14 protein-coding genes are annotated in these 14,002 nt (G+C 65.7%); 2 read left to right on the forward strand and 12 right to left on the reverse strand.

The window, feature by feature from the left end; translation table 11 throughout:
• Positions 1 to 33: 33 nt before the first annotated feature.
• From folP to glmM, 7 genes are all read right to left on the reverse strand, one after another.
• Positions 34 to 1,164 carry a dihydropteroate synthase gene (gene folP, locus ATE70_RS11575; protein ID WP_058538052.1) on the reverse strand — a complete coding sequence of 377 codons (1,131 nt, stop codon included), beginning with the start codon at positions 1,162 to 1,164 and terminating at the stop codon, positions 34 to 36.
• A 108-nt stretch (positions 1,165 to 1,272) separates the two neighbouring features.
• Positions 1,273 to 2,412 (reverse strand): site-specific DNA-methyltransferase, encoded by a 1,140-nt coding sequence (locus ATE70_RS11580; RefSeq protein WP_058538053.1) that lies wholly within the window; start codon positions 2,410 to 2,412, stop codon positions 1,273 to 1,275.
• Between the two features lie 217 nt (positions 2,413 to 2,629).
• Positions 2,630 to 3,526 carry an oxidoreductase gene (locus tag ATE70_RS11585; protein ID WP_058538054.1) on the reverse strand — a complete coding sequence of 299 codons (897 nt, stop codon included), beginning with the start codon at positions 3,524 to 3,526 and terminating at the stop codon, positions 2,630 to 2,632.
• A gap of 37 nt (positions 3,527 to 3,563) precedes the next feature.
• Positions 3,564 to 4,118, reverse strand: coding sequence for a ribonuclease HII (locus tag ATE70_RS11590; protein ID WP_405053493.1), 555 nt, complete (start codon positions 4,116 to 4,118; stop codon positions 3,564 to 3,566).
• 103 nt (positions 4,119 to 4,221) lie between these two features.
• Positions 4,222 to 5,364: a bifunctional hydroxymethylpyrimidine kinase/phosphomethylpyrimidine kinase gene (gene thiD, locus ATE70_RS11595; protein WP_058538056.1), complete on the reverse strand. Its 1,143-nt coding sequence runs from the start codon at positions 5,362 to 5,364 to the stop codon at positions 4,222 to 4,224.
• 106 nt (positions 5,365 to 5,470) lie between these two features.
• Positions 5,471 to 5,695 carry a DUF1272 domain-containing protein gene (locus ATE70_RS11600; RefSeq protein ID WP_037510600.1) on the reverse strand — a complete coding sequence of 75 codons (225 nt, stop codon included), beginning with the start codon at positions 5,693 to 5,695 and terminating at the stop codon, positions 5,471 to 5,473.
• 34 nt (positions 5,696 to 5,729) lie between these two features.
• Positions 5,730 to 7,067, reverse strand: a complete 1,338-nt coding sequence (gene glmM / locus ATE70_RS11605) for a phosphoglucosamine mutase (RefSeq protein ID WP_058538057.1) — start codon at positions 7,065 to 7,067, stop codon at positions 5,730 to 5,732.
• 175 nt (positions 7,068 to 7,242) lie between these two features.
• On the opposite strand from glmM, the gene ATE70_RS11610 reads away from it, so the two are divergent.
• Positions 7,243 to 8,496 (forward strand): dicarboxylate/amino acid:cation symporter, encoded by a 1,254-nt coding sequence (locus ATE70_RS11610; RefSeq protein WP_082639416.1) that lies wholly within the window; start codon positions 7,243 to 7,245, stop codon positions 8,494 to 8,496.
• Positions 8,493 to 9,488: an aldo/keto reductase gene (locus ATE70_RS11615; protein ID WP_058538058.1), complete on the forward strand. Its 996-nt coding sequence runs from the start codon at positions 8,493 to 8,495 to the stop codon at positions 9,486 to 9,488. Before ATE70_RS11610 ends, ATE70_RS11615 begins: the two co-directional genes overlap by 4 nt.
• Before the next feature lie 43 nt (positions 9,489 to 9,531).
• Here the strand turns inward: ATE70_RS11615 and ATE70_RS11620 are convergent, their stop codons facing one another.
• The 5 genes from ATE70_RS11620 to ATE70_RS11640 all read right to left on the reverse strand — a co-directional run bounded on the left by ATE70_RS11620 (position 9,532) and on the right by ATE70_RS11640 (position 13,999).
• The gene (locus ATE70_RS11620; RefSeq protein WP_058538059.1) at positions 9,532 to 9,819 is read right to left on the reverse strand and encodes a hypothetical protein; all 288 of its coding nucleotides are present in this window, start codon (positions 9,817 to 9,819) and stop codon (positions 9,532 to 9,534) included.
• A 78-nt stretch (positions 9,820 to 9,897) separates the two neighbouring features.
• Complete coding sequence (locus tag ATE70_RS11625; RefSeq protein ID WP_058538060.1) at positions 9,898 to 10,434, reverse strand: DUF1003 domain-containing protein; 537 nt, start codon at positions 10,432 to 10,434, stop codon at positions 9,898 to 9,900.
• A gap of 7 nt (positions 10,435 to 10,441) precedes the next feature.
• Positions 10,442 to 11,143, reverse strand: a complete 702-nt coding sequence (locus ATE70_RS11630) for an NnrU family protein (protein ID WP_058538061.1) — start codon at positions 11,141 to 11,143, stop codon at positions 10,442 to 10,444.
• A 154-nt stretch (positions 11,144 to 11,297) separates the two neighbouring features.
• Positions 11,298 to 12,599 (reverse strand): amidohydrolase family protein, encoded by a 1,302-nt coding sequence (locus ATE70_RS11635; RefSeq protein ID WP_197411443.1) that lies wholly within the window; start codon positions 12,597 to 12,599, stop codon positions 11,298 to 11,300.
• Positions 12,596 to 13,999 carry an amidohydrolase gene (locus ATE70_RS11640; RefSeq protein ID WP_082639417.1) on the reverse strand — a complete coding sequence of 468 codons (1,404 nt, stop codon included), beginning with the start codon at positions 13,997 to 13,999 and terminating at the stop codon, positions 12,596 to 12,598. The genes ATE70_RS11635 and ATE70_RS11640 overlap by 4 nt, the downstream gene beginning before the upstream one ends.
• Between the last annotated feature and the right edge of the window lie 3 nt (positions 14,000 to 14,002).

A 14,002-nucleotide genomic window follows, 5' to 3' on the forward strand; every position in this document is an offset into this window, starting at 1 on the left:
CTAACCCCTCCCGCAAGCGGGAGGGGGAAAAGATCAAACCGTCAGCGCCGCATCGCGCAGCCCGCGCCAGACGCGCAGCGCCTGCCGGTTCTCGGCAATGTCGTGCACGCGCAGCAACTGTGCGCCCTGCGTCGCCGCCTGATAATGCAGCGCCACCGTGCCGCCGAGCCGCTGATCGGCGGGCGCTTCGTTATCGAGCGCGCCGATCATCCGCTTGCGGCTGGCTCCAAACAGGACCGGGCAGCCCAATGTGTGGAACAGCGCGAGGCCGTTGATCAGCGCGAGATTGTCGCCGACGCCCTTGCCGAAGCCGAGCCCCGGATCGACGATGATCTTCGCCGGGTCGACCCCGGCGGCAACGCACGCCGCGACGCGCTCGGCGAGCATATCGTAGACGTCGAACAGGACGTGCGCGTAATTGCCGCCCTCGTGCGGATCGCTCTTGGCCGACGGCGCGTGCATCAGCACGACCGGGCAACCCGCGTGCACGACCACTTCCATCGCGCGGTCGTCGTAGCGCAGCGCCGAAATATCGTTGACGATCCGCGCGCCGGCGGCGAGCGCCGCCTCCATCACCGCGGCCTTGCGCGTATCGATCGACACCGCGACGCCGCCTCTCGCGAGTGCCGACACCACGCCCTCGATGCGCTTGATCTCGTCGCCTTCCCAGACCAGCGGCGCGGCGGGGCGCGTCGATTCGCCGCCGACATCGATGATCGCCGCGCCCGCGGCGCCCATCGCGAAACCGGCTTCGGTCGCCGCAACCGCATCGACATGCTTGCCGCCGTCCGAAAAACTGTCGGGCGTGACGTTCAAAATGCCCATGAGCTGCGGCTCGTTCAGCCGGATCTTCCGCTCGCCGAGTTGCAGCACACCGCGCGGCCGCGCGACACCGGCACGCTGCGCATTTGCCGCCTGCGCCAATCTGTCGGGCATCGCCGCGATCCAGCCATCCCACTCGGGAATGGGAACAATTGCCGATTTGACGGTCAGACCGTCGCGCAGGCTGATATGCCATGCCGCGAACCAGACCATCGAGTCGGCGATCCGCAGGCAATCGTCGTCAAGTTCGTGCGGGCGGTCGACGAAGCAGGTCGGGCGGCAATAGATTTGCGCATCCGCCGACGCGGCGCCGAAGTCGGGCTTGGTTAGAGGTGAAAACATGCCCGGTCCCTTCGTCGCCCCCGCGAAGGCGGGGGCCGCTGGCATTATAAAGCCGCCACGTCGTGGCAAGCCGATTACGGCCCCCGCCTTCGCGGGGGCGACGGTCTTTTACGCTTCGTTTGCCAGCAGCCAGTCCTGCCGCACCGCATCGATCACGCGGAGTTCCTTGCCATTGTCGACATGCCAGAAGGTCCAGCCGTTGCAGCTCGGCGCCCCCTGCAGGCCCGCGCCGACCTTGTGGATCGAGCCTGCGGGCTGGCCTTCGCAATCGAGGCTGCCATCGACGCGCACCTTGGCTTTCCAGCGGCGCTTGGTATCGGTCAGTATCGTTCCCGGCGCGATCATGCCGCATTCGACGAGCGTGCCGAACGCGACGCGCGTCGCGGCCTTCGGCGCCATCATCGTCTTCACCGCACTTTCGTCGAGCGGCAGCGCCAGCTCGATACGTTCCAGCGCGGCCGCGATATAATCATCCTCGCGTTCGATGCCGATGAAGTGACGACCAAGGCGCTTTGCGACCGCACCCGTCGTGCCGGTGCCGAAGAAGGGATCGAGGATCACGTCACCGGGGTTCGAACAGGCGAGCAGGACGCGATAGAGCAGCGCCTCGGGCTTTTGCGTCGGGTGAACTTTCGTGCCGCCCTTCTTGAGCCGTTCCTGGCCGCCGCAGATCGGGATCAGCCAGTCCGAACGCATCTGCAGTTCGTCGTTCAGCGTCTTCATCGTGCGATAATTGAAGGTGTAGCGCGACTTTTCGCCCATCGACGCCCAGATCAGCGTCTCATGCGCGTTGGTGAAGCGCGTGCCCTTGAAATTGGGCATCGGGTTCGCCTTGCGCCACACGATGTCGTTGAGGATCCAATAGCCATTGTCCTGCAGCGCGGTGCCGACACGGAAAATATTATGATAGCTGCCGATCACCCAGATGCTGCCGTTCGGCTTCAGGATGCGCTTCGCTTCCTTGAGCCAGGCATGGGTGAAGCGATCGTAGGTCGCGAGGCTGTCGAACTTGTCCCAGTCATCGTCGACCGCGTCGACCTGGCTGCCGTCGGGGCGCAGCAGGTCGCCGCCAAGCTGGAGATTATACGGCGGATCGGCGAAGATCATGTCGACCGACGCGGCGGGCAAGCTGCGCATCATCTCGACGCAATCGCCCTGCAAGATGCTGTCGAGCGGCAGGTCCGCGGGGTCGACCTTCGGCGTCCGCTTCTTCGTCGCCGGCGCCTTGACCCGTTCCATCACACCCATGCTTCACCCCGTTCCTTGCTCGTAAGAAGGCCCTGATGAGTCCAGCGGAGTCCGCCGTCAAGCGCAGGAGTCTAAGGAATCCGCCTCTCTAACTGGTTAACGCGATGAGAACGAAACGAGTCTGGCACACCATATGGAGTCGGCCGCGACTCGGAGACTCAACCACTGGTGGTGTGGCGATGAAGACTCACTGGCGAAAAAAATTTGCGTCTCGGGGTCAGAGCCCCGGATCGACCCCCGTCAGGTCGATCGAACGCTGCCACAGTTCGCGCGCGAGCTTTGGATCGCGCGCGTCGCGCGTTGCGCGCGCCGGGCCCGAGCGGCCCGACACCTCGCCGAGCCCCTGCGGCCCCAGATAGTCGCCGCCCTGCACGCGCGCGCCCGTCGCCGCCTGCAAGGTCGGCCACGCGCCCTGCGCCGCGCTGTTGAAAAAGGGCGCGGCGAGCGGGGTCATCGTGCGCAGCGGCAGCGGCAGGTGGCGCGTCAGTTCGGTGAGCGCGACCCCCGGGTGGCACCCGATCGCCTGCGTCGCGCGCCCGGCAGCGCTCAGCCGCCGGTCGAGCTCGAACATATGGAGCAGGTTCGCGAGCTTGCTCATCTGGTAGCGCGCCCAATTGTGATAGCTGCGCGACGCCGACAGGTCGCTGTAATCCATCGCCCCGTTGCGGTGCGCGATGCTGCCGGTGATGACGATCCGGTCGTCGACATGGGGATGGAGCAGCCCGGTCAGCGCGAAGGTGCCGAGGTGGTTGACCCCGAATTGCAGCTCATACCCCTGCCTGGTCAGCGTCCGGGGCGGGATCATCACCCCCGCATTGTTGATGAGGACGTCGATCCGCGGCCCCGCGAGCACCGCCTTCGCCGCATCGCGCACCTGGTCGAGATCGGCAAGATCGAGCGGCTGGAACGACAGTTCGGCCTTTGGCACGTCGACCCAGATGCGGTTCATCGCCACCTCGGCCTTGTCCTCATCGCGGCAGGCAAGGATCACATGCGCGCCGCGCGCCGCGAGGATTTTGGAAACTTCAAACCCGATTCCGGCATTGGCACCGGTAACAAGGAAACGCCGCCCTGTTTGCGTACCGACATCGTCGGCCGAAAATCCTCTGCTCATCGCCTGTTCCCCTCTTAGGCTTTTAGGCTTCGGGCGGTCAGACCAGCTGCATTTGTGCGACCGGGGCAAAACTGGTCCGATGGTGCGGCGTCGGGCCATGTTGGCGCAGCGCCGCGAGATGCTGCGCCGTACCATAGCCCATGTTGGTTTCCCAGCCAAAGCCGGGGAAGTCGCGCGCCGCGGCGACCATGAAACGGTCGCGATGCTCCTTCGCGATGATGCTCGCCGCCGAAATGCACGGGTGGAGTGCATCGCCGCCGATGATCGCGGTCGCGGTGTAGCGCCAGCGCGGCAGCCGGTTGCCGTCGACGAGGACCTCGGCGGGCTCGAACCCCAGCGCCTCGACCGCGCGCGTCATCGCAAGGAAGGTCGCCTGCAGGATGTTGACGCGGTCGATCTCCGCAACGCTCGCCTCGCCGACGCCCCAGCGGCAGCGCGCCTTGATCTGCGCTTCGAGTTCGGCGCGGCGCTTTGCCGTGAGTTTCTTGCTGTCATCGAGGCCGGGGATGCCGCCTTCGCAGAGCAGCACCGCCGCCGCGACGACGGGGCCGGCGAGCGGCCCGCGACCGGCTTCGTCGACGCCGACGATCACTTGCTCCCCTTCCATTTATGGGAGGGGTTAGGGGAGGGCCGGTCGGGGTTCGGCGCTGTCGAAACATGCCCTCCCCCAACCCCTCCCGCAAGCGGGAGGGGAGCTATATCCGCCACGGCGGATATCTCCGATATTCGGCCGCTTGGTACAGGCACAGGCGATTGCCCGCGGGATCGGCCAGCCGTGCCTCGCGCCAGCCCCATTCCTCGTCCTTGGGCATCTGATCGAAGCGCACCCCGCGCCGCGCCAGATAGGCGACCCACGCATCGAGCGCACCGCTCTCGAGATAAGCGGTCACTCCGCCCGCCGCGCCGTCGCCGACGTGGATCGACAGGGTCACCCCGTTGGCGGCCTCGAAGCGCGCGTAACCATTGTCGGGGCTATCGACGATCTGTGTCAGCCCCATCTGCTTGTAGAAAGCGACCGACACCGCATAGTCGTTCGCGGGCAGCGTGACCTGATTCAGCGCCGGGCCGGTGAACAGCCCGTCGTTGCGCACATATTGCTGCCCCATCGGGCCATGCCCCTGCCCCAGTCCCGGCGCATCGTGCAGCGAAAGCCGCACGAAATCGCGCGCGCGCGCGATCGCGGGTTCGAGCGGCATGCCCTGTGCCAGCCCGGTCGCGATCGCGCTCGCGAGCGTGCAGCCGGTGCCGTGGCTGTGCGGCGTGTCGATGCGTGGCGCTTCCCAGCGCGCGACTTCGCCCTCGCCGGTTTCGAGCAGCCGGTCGATCACCGTCTCGCCCTCGGCATGGCCGCCCTTGACGAGCAGCGAACAGCCGTGCGCGAGCACCGCATCCTCGCCGCCCAAGGCTTCCAGTTCGGGCAGGTTCGGCGTTGCGACCATCGCGCGATCGAGCAGCGCGCGAAACGCGTCGATCGTCGCCGTGTCGGCGAGCACCGATCCGCTCGTCGCGATCATCACCGGATCGAACACGAGCGCCGCCTGCGCGAGATCGGGCCGCGACAATCGCTCCGCAACCGCGGCCGCGGTTTCGGCGCTGCCGATCATCCCGATCTTGACCGCGTCGACGCCGATGTCCGACGCGACACTGTCGATCTGTTGCAAGACCATCGTGGTCGGGACCGGATGGACGCCCTGCACCCCCAGCGTATTCTGCGCGGTGATCGCTGTGATGGCGGTCATCGCATGGCCGCCGAGCATCGTGACCGCCTTGATGTCGGCCTGGATACCCGCACCGCCACCGCTATCCGAGCCGGCGATGATCAGGACGCGCGCGGTCACCGAACCACTCCGTCGTCCCAGCGGAAGCTGGGACCGCTATCGGGCATAAGCCGCGTCATGACGCACCCGATCCCAGCTTTCGCTGGGATGACGTGAAAGTGGACGGTCACCCCTTATGCTTTCGCTCCGTCGAAGCGGGGAATTTCGCCAGCGCCGCGCCCTCGCGCAGCGGCCGGTCGAGCAGGTCGCCGCCGCAATTGGGGCAAATCTCGTCGAGCTTGTCGGCGCAGTTCGCGCAGAAGGTGCATTCGAACGAGCAGATGAAGGCGCCGTGAAGGTTGGCGGGCAGATCGCGTCCGCATTTTTCGCAATCGGGTCGCATTTCAAGCATGATAAGTCTCTTTCGGTTCTAAAAAATCAAATGGTTATGCCGTCGCCGCGCGCACGGCGTCGCAAATCATGTCGACGACCTGCTCGACCTGTCCGGCATCGTCGCCTTCGGCCATGACACGGATCAGCGGTTCGGTGCCCGACGGGCGGATGACGAGGCGGCCGCGGCCGTTGAGCGTGGCTTCGCCTTCGGCGATCGCCGCGATGACCTGTTTGTCTTCGAGCGGCTTGCCGCCCGCGAAGCGGACATTCTTCAAAAGCTGCGGCACCGGGTCGAACTGGTGCAGCAATTCACCCGCGGGCTTGCCCGACGCGATCAGCTCGGCGAGCACCTGCAGCGCCGCGAGCGTGCCGTCGCCGGTCGTCGCATGATCCGACAGGATCATATGCCCCGACTGCTCGCCGCCGACGTTGAAGCCGCCCTCCTTCATCCGTTCGAGAACATGGCGGTCGCCGACCTTGGTGCGCTCGAGCCGCAGCCCCTCGCCTTCGAGGAAGCGTTCGAGGCCGAGGTTCGACATCACCGTCGCAACGACGCCGCCGCCTTTCAGCCGCCCCTGCCGCGCCCAGCTCGCGCCGATCAGTCCCATGATCTGGTCGCCGTCGACGATCCGTCCCTTTTCATCGACGACGATCAGCCGGTCGGCGTCGCCGTCGAGCGCGATGCCGATGTCGGCGCCGCTGGCGACCACCGTTTCCTGCAGCAGCGCGGGCGCGGTCGATCCGCATTTGTCGTTGATGTTCGTGCCATTCGGCTCGACCCCGATCGCCACCACGTCGGCGCCGAGTTCCCAGAACACGGTCGGCGCGCTGTTATACGCCGCGCCATTGGCGCAATCGAGCACGATGCGCAGCCCGTCGAGACGGACCGATTCGGGCAGGCTCTGTTTCACCGCATGGATATAGCGGCCGCGCGCATCGTCGATGCGCTTGGCGCGTCCGATGTGGCTGGGCTCGGCGAGCTTCGGTTCCTGCCCGAGCAAATGCTCGATCTGCGCCTCATCCTCGTCGGACAGCTTATACCCGTCGGGGCCGAACAGCTTGATCCCATTATCCCGAAACGGGTTGTGACTCGCCGAAATCATCACGCCGAGGTCGGCGCGCATCGAACGCGTGAGCATCGCGATCGCGGGGGTCGGCATCGGCCCGACCTGCACCACGTCCATCCCGACGCTGGTGAACCCCGCGACCAGCGCGTTTTCGAGCATATAGCCCGACAGGCGCGTATCCTTGCCAATCACGACGCGATGCTTGTGGTCGCCGCGCAGGAAGTGCGCGCCCGCCGCCATGCCGACGCGCATCGCGACTTCCGCGGTCATCGGGACCTGGTTGGTCAGGCCGCGAATCCCGTCGGTTCCGAAAAACTTGCGCATGTTCCCTCAGCTACCTAACCATCGCCCGGCAAATGCCTGCCCCGGCTTCCCACGGGATGGCCCCCGCGGAGCATTTCCCGGCCCAAAAACCGGTTCCCGTTTCTTTCGGGAGGTGCTCTAAGTCACCCTCTTTTGCTTGGCAAGCAGGCCAGAAAAAACGCCGGGAGAATCCGTCTTGAAATCCGCTTGGTTCATCCTTTCGGCGCTCGTCGCCGGCATGCTTTTGGGAATCGGCGTCGAGCTGGTGTCCCCCGATGCCGGAACCGCCTCGCTTCCCTTTGTCGAACCGATCGGGCTGCTCTGGCTCAACGCCTTGAAGATGACGATCGTCCCGCTCGTCGTCGCGCTGCTCATCACTGGGATAACCGCGACCGCCGACGCTGCGCGCGCAGGCAAGCTCGCCTTTCGCGCGGTGATGATCTTCCTCGGCGCGATCACGCTTTCGGGGCTGATGACACTGTTTCTGGCGCCGCTGCTGCTGCGCCTCTTCCCGCTCTCCCCCGACGCCGCCGAAGCGCTGCGCCACGGCCTTGGCGGCACGACGCAGACAGGACCGTCGCCGACCTTTGGCGATTTCCTGCTCTCGCTGATCCCGACCAATCCGATTGCCGCGGCGGCCGAGACCGCGATCCTGCCGCTGATCGTCTTCACGACCATTTTCGCCTTCGCGATCACGAAGCTCGAGCCCGTGCAGCGCGCGACGCTGTCGGGGCTGTTCAAGGCGCTCGGCGACGCGATGCTAATCGTCATCGGCTGGGTCCTCGCGCTCGCGCCGATCGGCGTTTTCGCGCTGGGCTATGCGCTCGCGGTCAAGGCGGGGGTCGCGGCGTTCGGCGGGCTCATCCATTATGTGCTGATCCTCTCGGCGATCGGGATCAGCTGCCTCCTCCTCGGCCTGCTGCTCGCGTGGCTCGTCGTCGGCATTCCGCTGCCGCGCTTCATCCGCGCGATGGTCCCGACGCTCGCGGTCGCGATCAGCACGCAAAGCTCGCTCGCCAGCCTGCCCGCGATGCTGACATCGTCGGAGGAACTCGGCGTCGACCCGAAAAAGGCCGACGTCGTGCTGCCGCTCGCGGTCGCCCTGTTCCGCTTCACCAGCCCGGCGATGAACCTCGCGGTCGTCGTCTATGTCGCGTGGCTGTTCGGTGTCGAGCTGACCCCATGGGAAATGGCGGTCGGCCTTGCGGTCGCAATTGCCGCGGCGCTCTCCTCGGTCAGCCTGCCCGGCTCGATCAGCTTCGTGACCTCGATCGCGCCGATCGCGGTGTCGATGGGGGTCCCCGTCGCACCGCTCGGGCTGCTCGTCGCGGTCGAGACTTTTCCTGACATCTTCCGAACCCTAGGTAATGTTATCGGTGACGTAGCGGCCACCAAATATGCCGCCGACGGTGTCGACGACGCGGCCCCCGCAGCAGGAGAAACGCCATGAAATATCGCAAGCTCGGCCACGGCCTCGAAGTCTCGGCGATCGGCATCGGCTGCATGCCGATGATCAAGGGCGGCAACATCCTGTACGGCGAAGCCGCCGACCTCGACGAATCGACGCGCACGATCCACCGCGCCATCGACCTGGGCGTCACTTTCTTCGACACCGCGCAAATCTATGGTCCCTTCTCGAACGAGGAACTGCTGGGGGAGGCGATCAAGGGCAAGCGCGACGGGCTCGTCATCGCGACCAAGTTCGGCTTCAAGTTCGAGGGCAAGGCGATCACCGGCGTCGACGGTTCGCCCGCCAACGCGCGCGCCGCGTGCGAAGGCTCGCTCCAGCGTCTCGGCATCGACACGATCGATCTTTTCTACCAGCACCGCGTCGACCCGTCGGTGCCGATCGAGGAAACCGTCGGCGGCATGATGGAGCTGGTGAAGGAGGGCAAGGTCCGTCACATCGCGCTCTCCGAAGCCGGCCCCGAGACGATCCGCCGCGCCGCAAAGGCCGCGCCGATCACCGCGCTGCAGAGCGAATATTCGATCTGGGAGCGCGACATCGAGGACGAGATTCTCGGCGCGTGCCGCGAGAATGGCATCGGCTTCGTCCCTTACTCACCGCTCGGCCGCGGCTTCCTCGCGGGCGCGGTGCGCAGCCGCGACGAGCTTCCCGAAACCGACTGGCGCCGCAACGATCCGCGCTATTCGGACGAGAATCTGCCCGCCAACCTCGCGATCGTCGATGCGATCGGCGCGGTCGCCGACAGGCATGGCGTGTCGAAGGCGCAGGTCGCGCTCGCCTGGCTGCTCGCACAGGGCGACGACATCGTCCCGATCCCCGGCACCAAGCGCCGTGCGACGATGGAAGACAGCGTTGGCGCCGCCGAAGTCACGCTGACCGCCGACGACCTCGCCGCGATCGACGCAGCGGCGCCGAAGGGCGGAACGAGCGGGCCGCGTTATGGCGAGATGGGGATGCGGATGGTGCGGCTGTAACCCGTTCGTTACACGTCGGCTTCGGCCGATTGCGGACGGTGAACTAGCGCCGAGATACTTGGATAAAGCGCCGTTCAAGATAAAGAGTCACGTCATGCTCGAAGTTAGGACTATCTATGCGTTGAATACTATGCCGCCCCTCAAACGGGCCAAAAAGACTAATGCTCTGAAAATCATCCGCATAAGTCCGCGCGCGGCAGTAGTTTCCTTCCCGCTCAAAATGATAGTCTAGAAAATTATAGCTCTCGTGTAGCTGATCGCCTTCCCACACTTCATCTATGGAGTGTTCGATCTGAATCGGCTCGATCTTATCAATATGTTGCTCGGCCATTTTTGCTCCCTTGGCGCACTCGCGGCATAGCGCTGGAAGCATCCACTTCCCGCCCCATAGCCACCATCCCTCGTTCGACTATCCTTTCGAATCCAGCCGCGCGCACAGCGCGTCGACCTTTTCCGCCAGCTCGGCGATCCGCATCTGGTCGAGCTTCTCGTGCAGCCGCATGATCTCCAGTTCGGCGCGCAGGTTGATCTCGTAATCGACACTCGCGGTCAGACGGTCCTTTGAGGCCTGCCGGTTCTGGCTCATCATGATGATCGGCGCCTGGATCGCCGCGAGCGTCGAGAGCATCAGGTTCAGGAAGATGTAGGGATAGGGGTCGAACGCGAGGCCGAAGCGCTGGAGTATTTCCGAATTGAGCAGCATCCAGCCGAACAGGATCAGCGCAAAGACGATGATGAAGCCCCATGAGCCGCCGACCGCCGCGACCTTGTCGGCCAGCCGGTCGCCGGTGCTCGCCTGCGCATCCTCGATATCGGCGGCGTCGCGGCTGCTGGGGGCGCGCTTTGCGATCGACGCGACCACACGCGATTCCTCGGGATCGAGCTCGTCGAACGCGCGGCCAAGCAGCCGCAGCGACAGGTCGTTGAGATGCGTGTCCGCGTTCATTCGGGTCTTATCCCATCCAGCGCCAGATCCCGGCGACCATATAGCCAAGCGCGCCATGCGCCCAGGTCGCGACAAACCAAAGCAATATTCCGCCGAATAAGGCATGCGGGCGCGGGATCGTGTCGGCCCATGGCGTCGCCCCGCCGACCTGCCGCGCATAGGGCACGAAACTTGTCCGCGCCGCCCACTGGCGCCAGGCATCGCCCATCAGCCGCGCCTTTTTTGCATCCTGCCCCGCCGAACCGACGAGCGCGAGGAAGATGATCGTCGCGGACAGGATGATTTGCGCCGTGGTCGGCATCACCAGCACATGCGCAAAAGCCCACAGCGCGAAGCCCCACATCATCGGGTGCCGCGTGATCGCGAACACGCCGCGCGGCGCGGCCTGTGCCGCCTTCGCCGCGCCCGGCGCGGGCAGCGCCGGATTGCCGATCAGCGATCCGATGAAGAGGATGCTGGCGAAAAGTACGATCAGCGACGTGAGGATCCACAGCGGATCGTCGACCACCCATAATGGCGGCTCGGGCGGCATCCCGCGCCACGCCTGCACCACCATGATGAACGTCGCGATCGCGACGATCGAATAGGTGATCTGGAACCCGCGCTCGCCGAGCCGCGCCGCGAGCCCGTCTCGAAGCGGATGCGACAGCGCGAGATGCGACCCCACGAACAACACGCAGGTGGTGATCAAAAGCGACACGGGCTGCATGACCAATCCCTCCTCCAACAATGTCTCATCATTTATCGCCCCGCTCGCCGCTGCGCGACTCGGAATGCGCCGGGTGCCAACGATTGCGCGACAAAGATAACAGTGTCAACATAAAGGGTGGGCAATGGGCAGGCGCCGAAACGCCTGCCCAGCCCTATCGGTCGTATGCCTTGGGCAATGCCCCTTCCTGCGGCGTTGCATAACGATCGCGCAGGCGGTCCTGCCGTGTCGTCAGCGATTGCGCCTTGCCGTCGATCCACACCGCCGTCGGACGGCTGCCGAGTTCGAGCGGGTCATTGTCCCAGATCACGACATCGCCGGCGCGGCCCGGACGCAGCGAGCCGATGCTGCCTTCCATGCCGACGGCGCGTGCCGGGACGCTGCTGATCGACGCGAACGCCTGATCCCACGTCATCCCGCTGGCACCCGGCACGCGCGCGAGGCCGACGAGGTTGCCGGCATATTGCGTCGCATAGCCCATCTTGTGCGCGTCATCGTCGTCGAACACTCCGACCGACACGTCGACGCCCGCAGCCTTGAGCCGGCCCGCGTTCGACTGCGTCGCGCCAAGCAGTTCGAAGGTCGACGGCAGGTCGGTGAGCGGCGAGACGAGCACCGGAACCTTCGCCGCCGCAATGTCGCGCGCGACGAGCCAGCCTTCGGTCACCCCGACGAGCACGAGCTTCAGCGCGGGGAACTCGCCCTTCAGCTTGATGACGTTGACGATGTCGGCGGCGCGGTCGACGCGCACAAACAGCGGCGTCGTGCCGTCGATCACGCGCACCAGCGCATCGGCGTCGGCGCGCTGGATCATCGCGTCATTGCCCCATTCGGCGAGCGCCGCCGGGTTGCGCGCATAGCTGCGCGCCGCCAGCAATTGCTCGCGGAAGAGCAGGAAAGTCGCCGCACGGCTGCCCCCCGCCTTTGCCGAGCCATCCTCGCCGAACGCGACATATTGCAGCGCGCGGGGCTTGGTCACCATGTCCATATCGTCGGCGAGGTCGACGACCGCGCCTTGGCCTGCGAACAGATTGCTGCTGCTGCCCGGCGCGACGATCGCGCGCGTCACGCCCGACGCGCGGTTGACCGCGACGGGCGAGCCCATCGGGTTCAACGCGGGCGCGATGTCGAGCCCCGCCGAGAAACGCGTGCGCGGGGCCGAGCGGTCGTTCGTGCCGGTGACGGCATCGACTTCGGTCAGCCCGACGCGGCTGAACGCCGCGACGATGCCCGGCGTGACATATTTGCCCTGCGCATCGACGCGTTCGACGCCCGCGGGCACCGCAACGCCGGCCCCCGCCGCGACGACCTTGCCGCCGCGCACGACGACGGTGCCGCCGTCGATCGGCGCGCTGCCGTCGCCGATGACGAGCTTGGCATTGACGATCGCGATATCCTGCGCCGCCGCCGGAACCGCAACGATCGCCGCAGCGGAAAGAAGGAGCGCGCGGATCATTTCACGTCTCCTTCGCCCGGCTGGCCCAGCTCGAAATCGCTCACCGGACGCCGCTTGGGGTCGTTCGCGTCGAACATCAACGCACCGTCGATCCACACCTTTTCGGGGCGCGTATAGGCGCTGAAGGGATTGCCGTTCCACAGCACGACGTCGGCCATCTTGCCGGGCTTCAGGCTGCCCGTCCTGTCGCCGATGCCCAATGCCTTCGCCGGATTATACGACAGCCAGGTCCACGCCACCTCATCGCTGACGTCGATCCCGATGCGGCGCCCCGCGGCACGCGCTTTCGCAGCTTCCTGGTTCAGCCGCTGGATCTGGTTCGCATCGTCCGAATGAACGATCGTGCAGGCACCGGCCTTGTACACCAGCGGGATATTCTCGTTGACGCTGTCATAGGCTTCCATCTTGAAGCCCCACCAGTCGGCCCACATCGCCGAGCAAATGCCTTCCTTCGCAAGAATGTCCGCGATCTTGTACGCTTCGACCGCGTGGTGGAAGGTCGACACCTTATAGCCGAACTCCTTCGACATATCGATGACGAGCGCCATTTCGTCGGCGCGATAGCAATGGTTGTGGACGAGGATCTCGCCCGACAGCACACCCGCGAGCGTTTCCATCGCGAGGTCGCGGTCGACGGCCTTTCCGTCGTCCATCTTCTTCTTGTACGCCGCCGCCTTCTGCCAGGTCGCGCGGTTCACCGCGAAATTGCCCATGCGCGTCGAGGGCGCGCGCCCCTTACCGCCATAGACGCGCTTCGGATTCTCGCCGCACGCCATTTTGAGGCCATAGGGCGCGCCGGGGAACTTCATCCCCTGCACCGTGCGCGAGGGCACATTCTTGAGCGTGATCGAACGCCCGCCCATCAGGTTCGCGCTGCCCGGCAGGATCTGCAGGCTCGTCACGCCGCCATTCGCAAGCGCGCGGCTGAAGCCCGGATCCTGCGGCCAGACGCTATGTTCGGACCAGACTTCGGGTGTCGTCGGCGATGTCGCCTCATTGCCGTCCGAATGCGCCTCGACGCTGGGCGAGGGATAGTCGCCAAGGTGGCTGTGGATATCGATGATGCCGGGGGTAAGGAACTTGCCGGTGCCGTCATAGACCGCGATGTCCGCCGGGATCGGCGTATCGGGACCCCCGACGGCCTCAACCTTGCCGTTCGCCAGCAGCACGGTGCCATTGTCGATCCGCCCGCCCTCGCCGTCGAAGATCGTGACGTTACGGACCGCCGTGACCTGCCCGGGATAAGCCTTGTAGGTCGACGGATACGGGTCCTTCTTGAACTTCACCGGCTTTTCGGCGGGCTTGTCGCCCGCCGAGGCCGTCTCTCCATTGCTCGCCGCACAACCGACGAGCGCCAGCGACACCGCAGCCAGCAGGCTGCCCTTCACACCACGGATCATCGA

Source organism: Sphingopyxis sp. H053 (assembly GCF_001468225.1).
Taxonomy (GTDB): Bacteria; Pseudomonadota; Alphaproteobacteria; order Sphingomonadales; family Sphingomonadaceae; genus Sphingopyxis.

Bases quoted from the DNA above. Each gene is read 5' to 3' on its own strand.
- ATE70_RS11620 (WP_058538059.1), bottom strand. From the start codon at position 9,819: ATGGCCGAGCAACATATTGATAAGATCGAGCCGATTCAGATCGAACAC.
- ATE70_RS11580 (WP_058538053.1), bottom strand. From the start codon at position 2,412: ATGGGTGTGATGGAACGGGTCAAGGCGCCGGCGACGAAGAAGCGGACG.
- ATE70_RS11585 (WP_058538054.1), bottom strand. From the start codon at position 3,526: ATGAGCAGAGGATTTTCGGCCGACGATGTCGGTACGCAAACAGGGCGG.
- ATE70_RS11600 (WP_037510600.1), bottom strand. From the start codon at position 5,695: ATGCTTGAAATGCGACCCGATTGCGAAAAATGCGGACGCGATCTGCCC.
- ATE70_RS11635 (WP_197411443.1), bottom strand. From the start codon at position 12,599: ATGATCCGCGCGCTCCTTCTTTCCGCTGCGGCGATCGTTGCGGTTCCG.
- glmM (WP_058538057.1), bottom strand. From the start codon at position 7,067: ATGCGCAAGTTTTTCGGAACCGACGGGATTCGCGGCCTGACCAACCAG.
- ATE70_RS11640 (WP_082639417.1), bottom strand. From the start codon at position 13,999: ATGATCCGTGGTGTGAAGGGCAGCCTGCTGGCTGCGGTGTCGCTGGCG.
- ATE70_RS11625 (WP_058538060.1), bottom strand. From the start codon at position 10,434: ATGAACGCGGACACGCATCTCAACGACCTGTCGCTGCGGCTGCTTGGC.
- folP (WP_058538052.1), bottom strand. From the start codon at position 1,164: ATGTTTTCACCTCTAACCAAGCCCGACTTCGGCGCCGCGTCGGCGGAT.
- ATE70_RS11630 (WP_058538061.1), bottom strand. From the start codon at position 11,143: ATGCAGCCCGTGTCGCTTTTGATCACCACCTGCGTGTTGTTCGTGGGG.
- ATE70_RS11615 (WP_058538058.1), top strand. From the start codon at position 8,493: ATGAAATATCGCAAGCTCGGCCACGGCCTCGAAGTCTCGGCGATCGGC.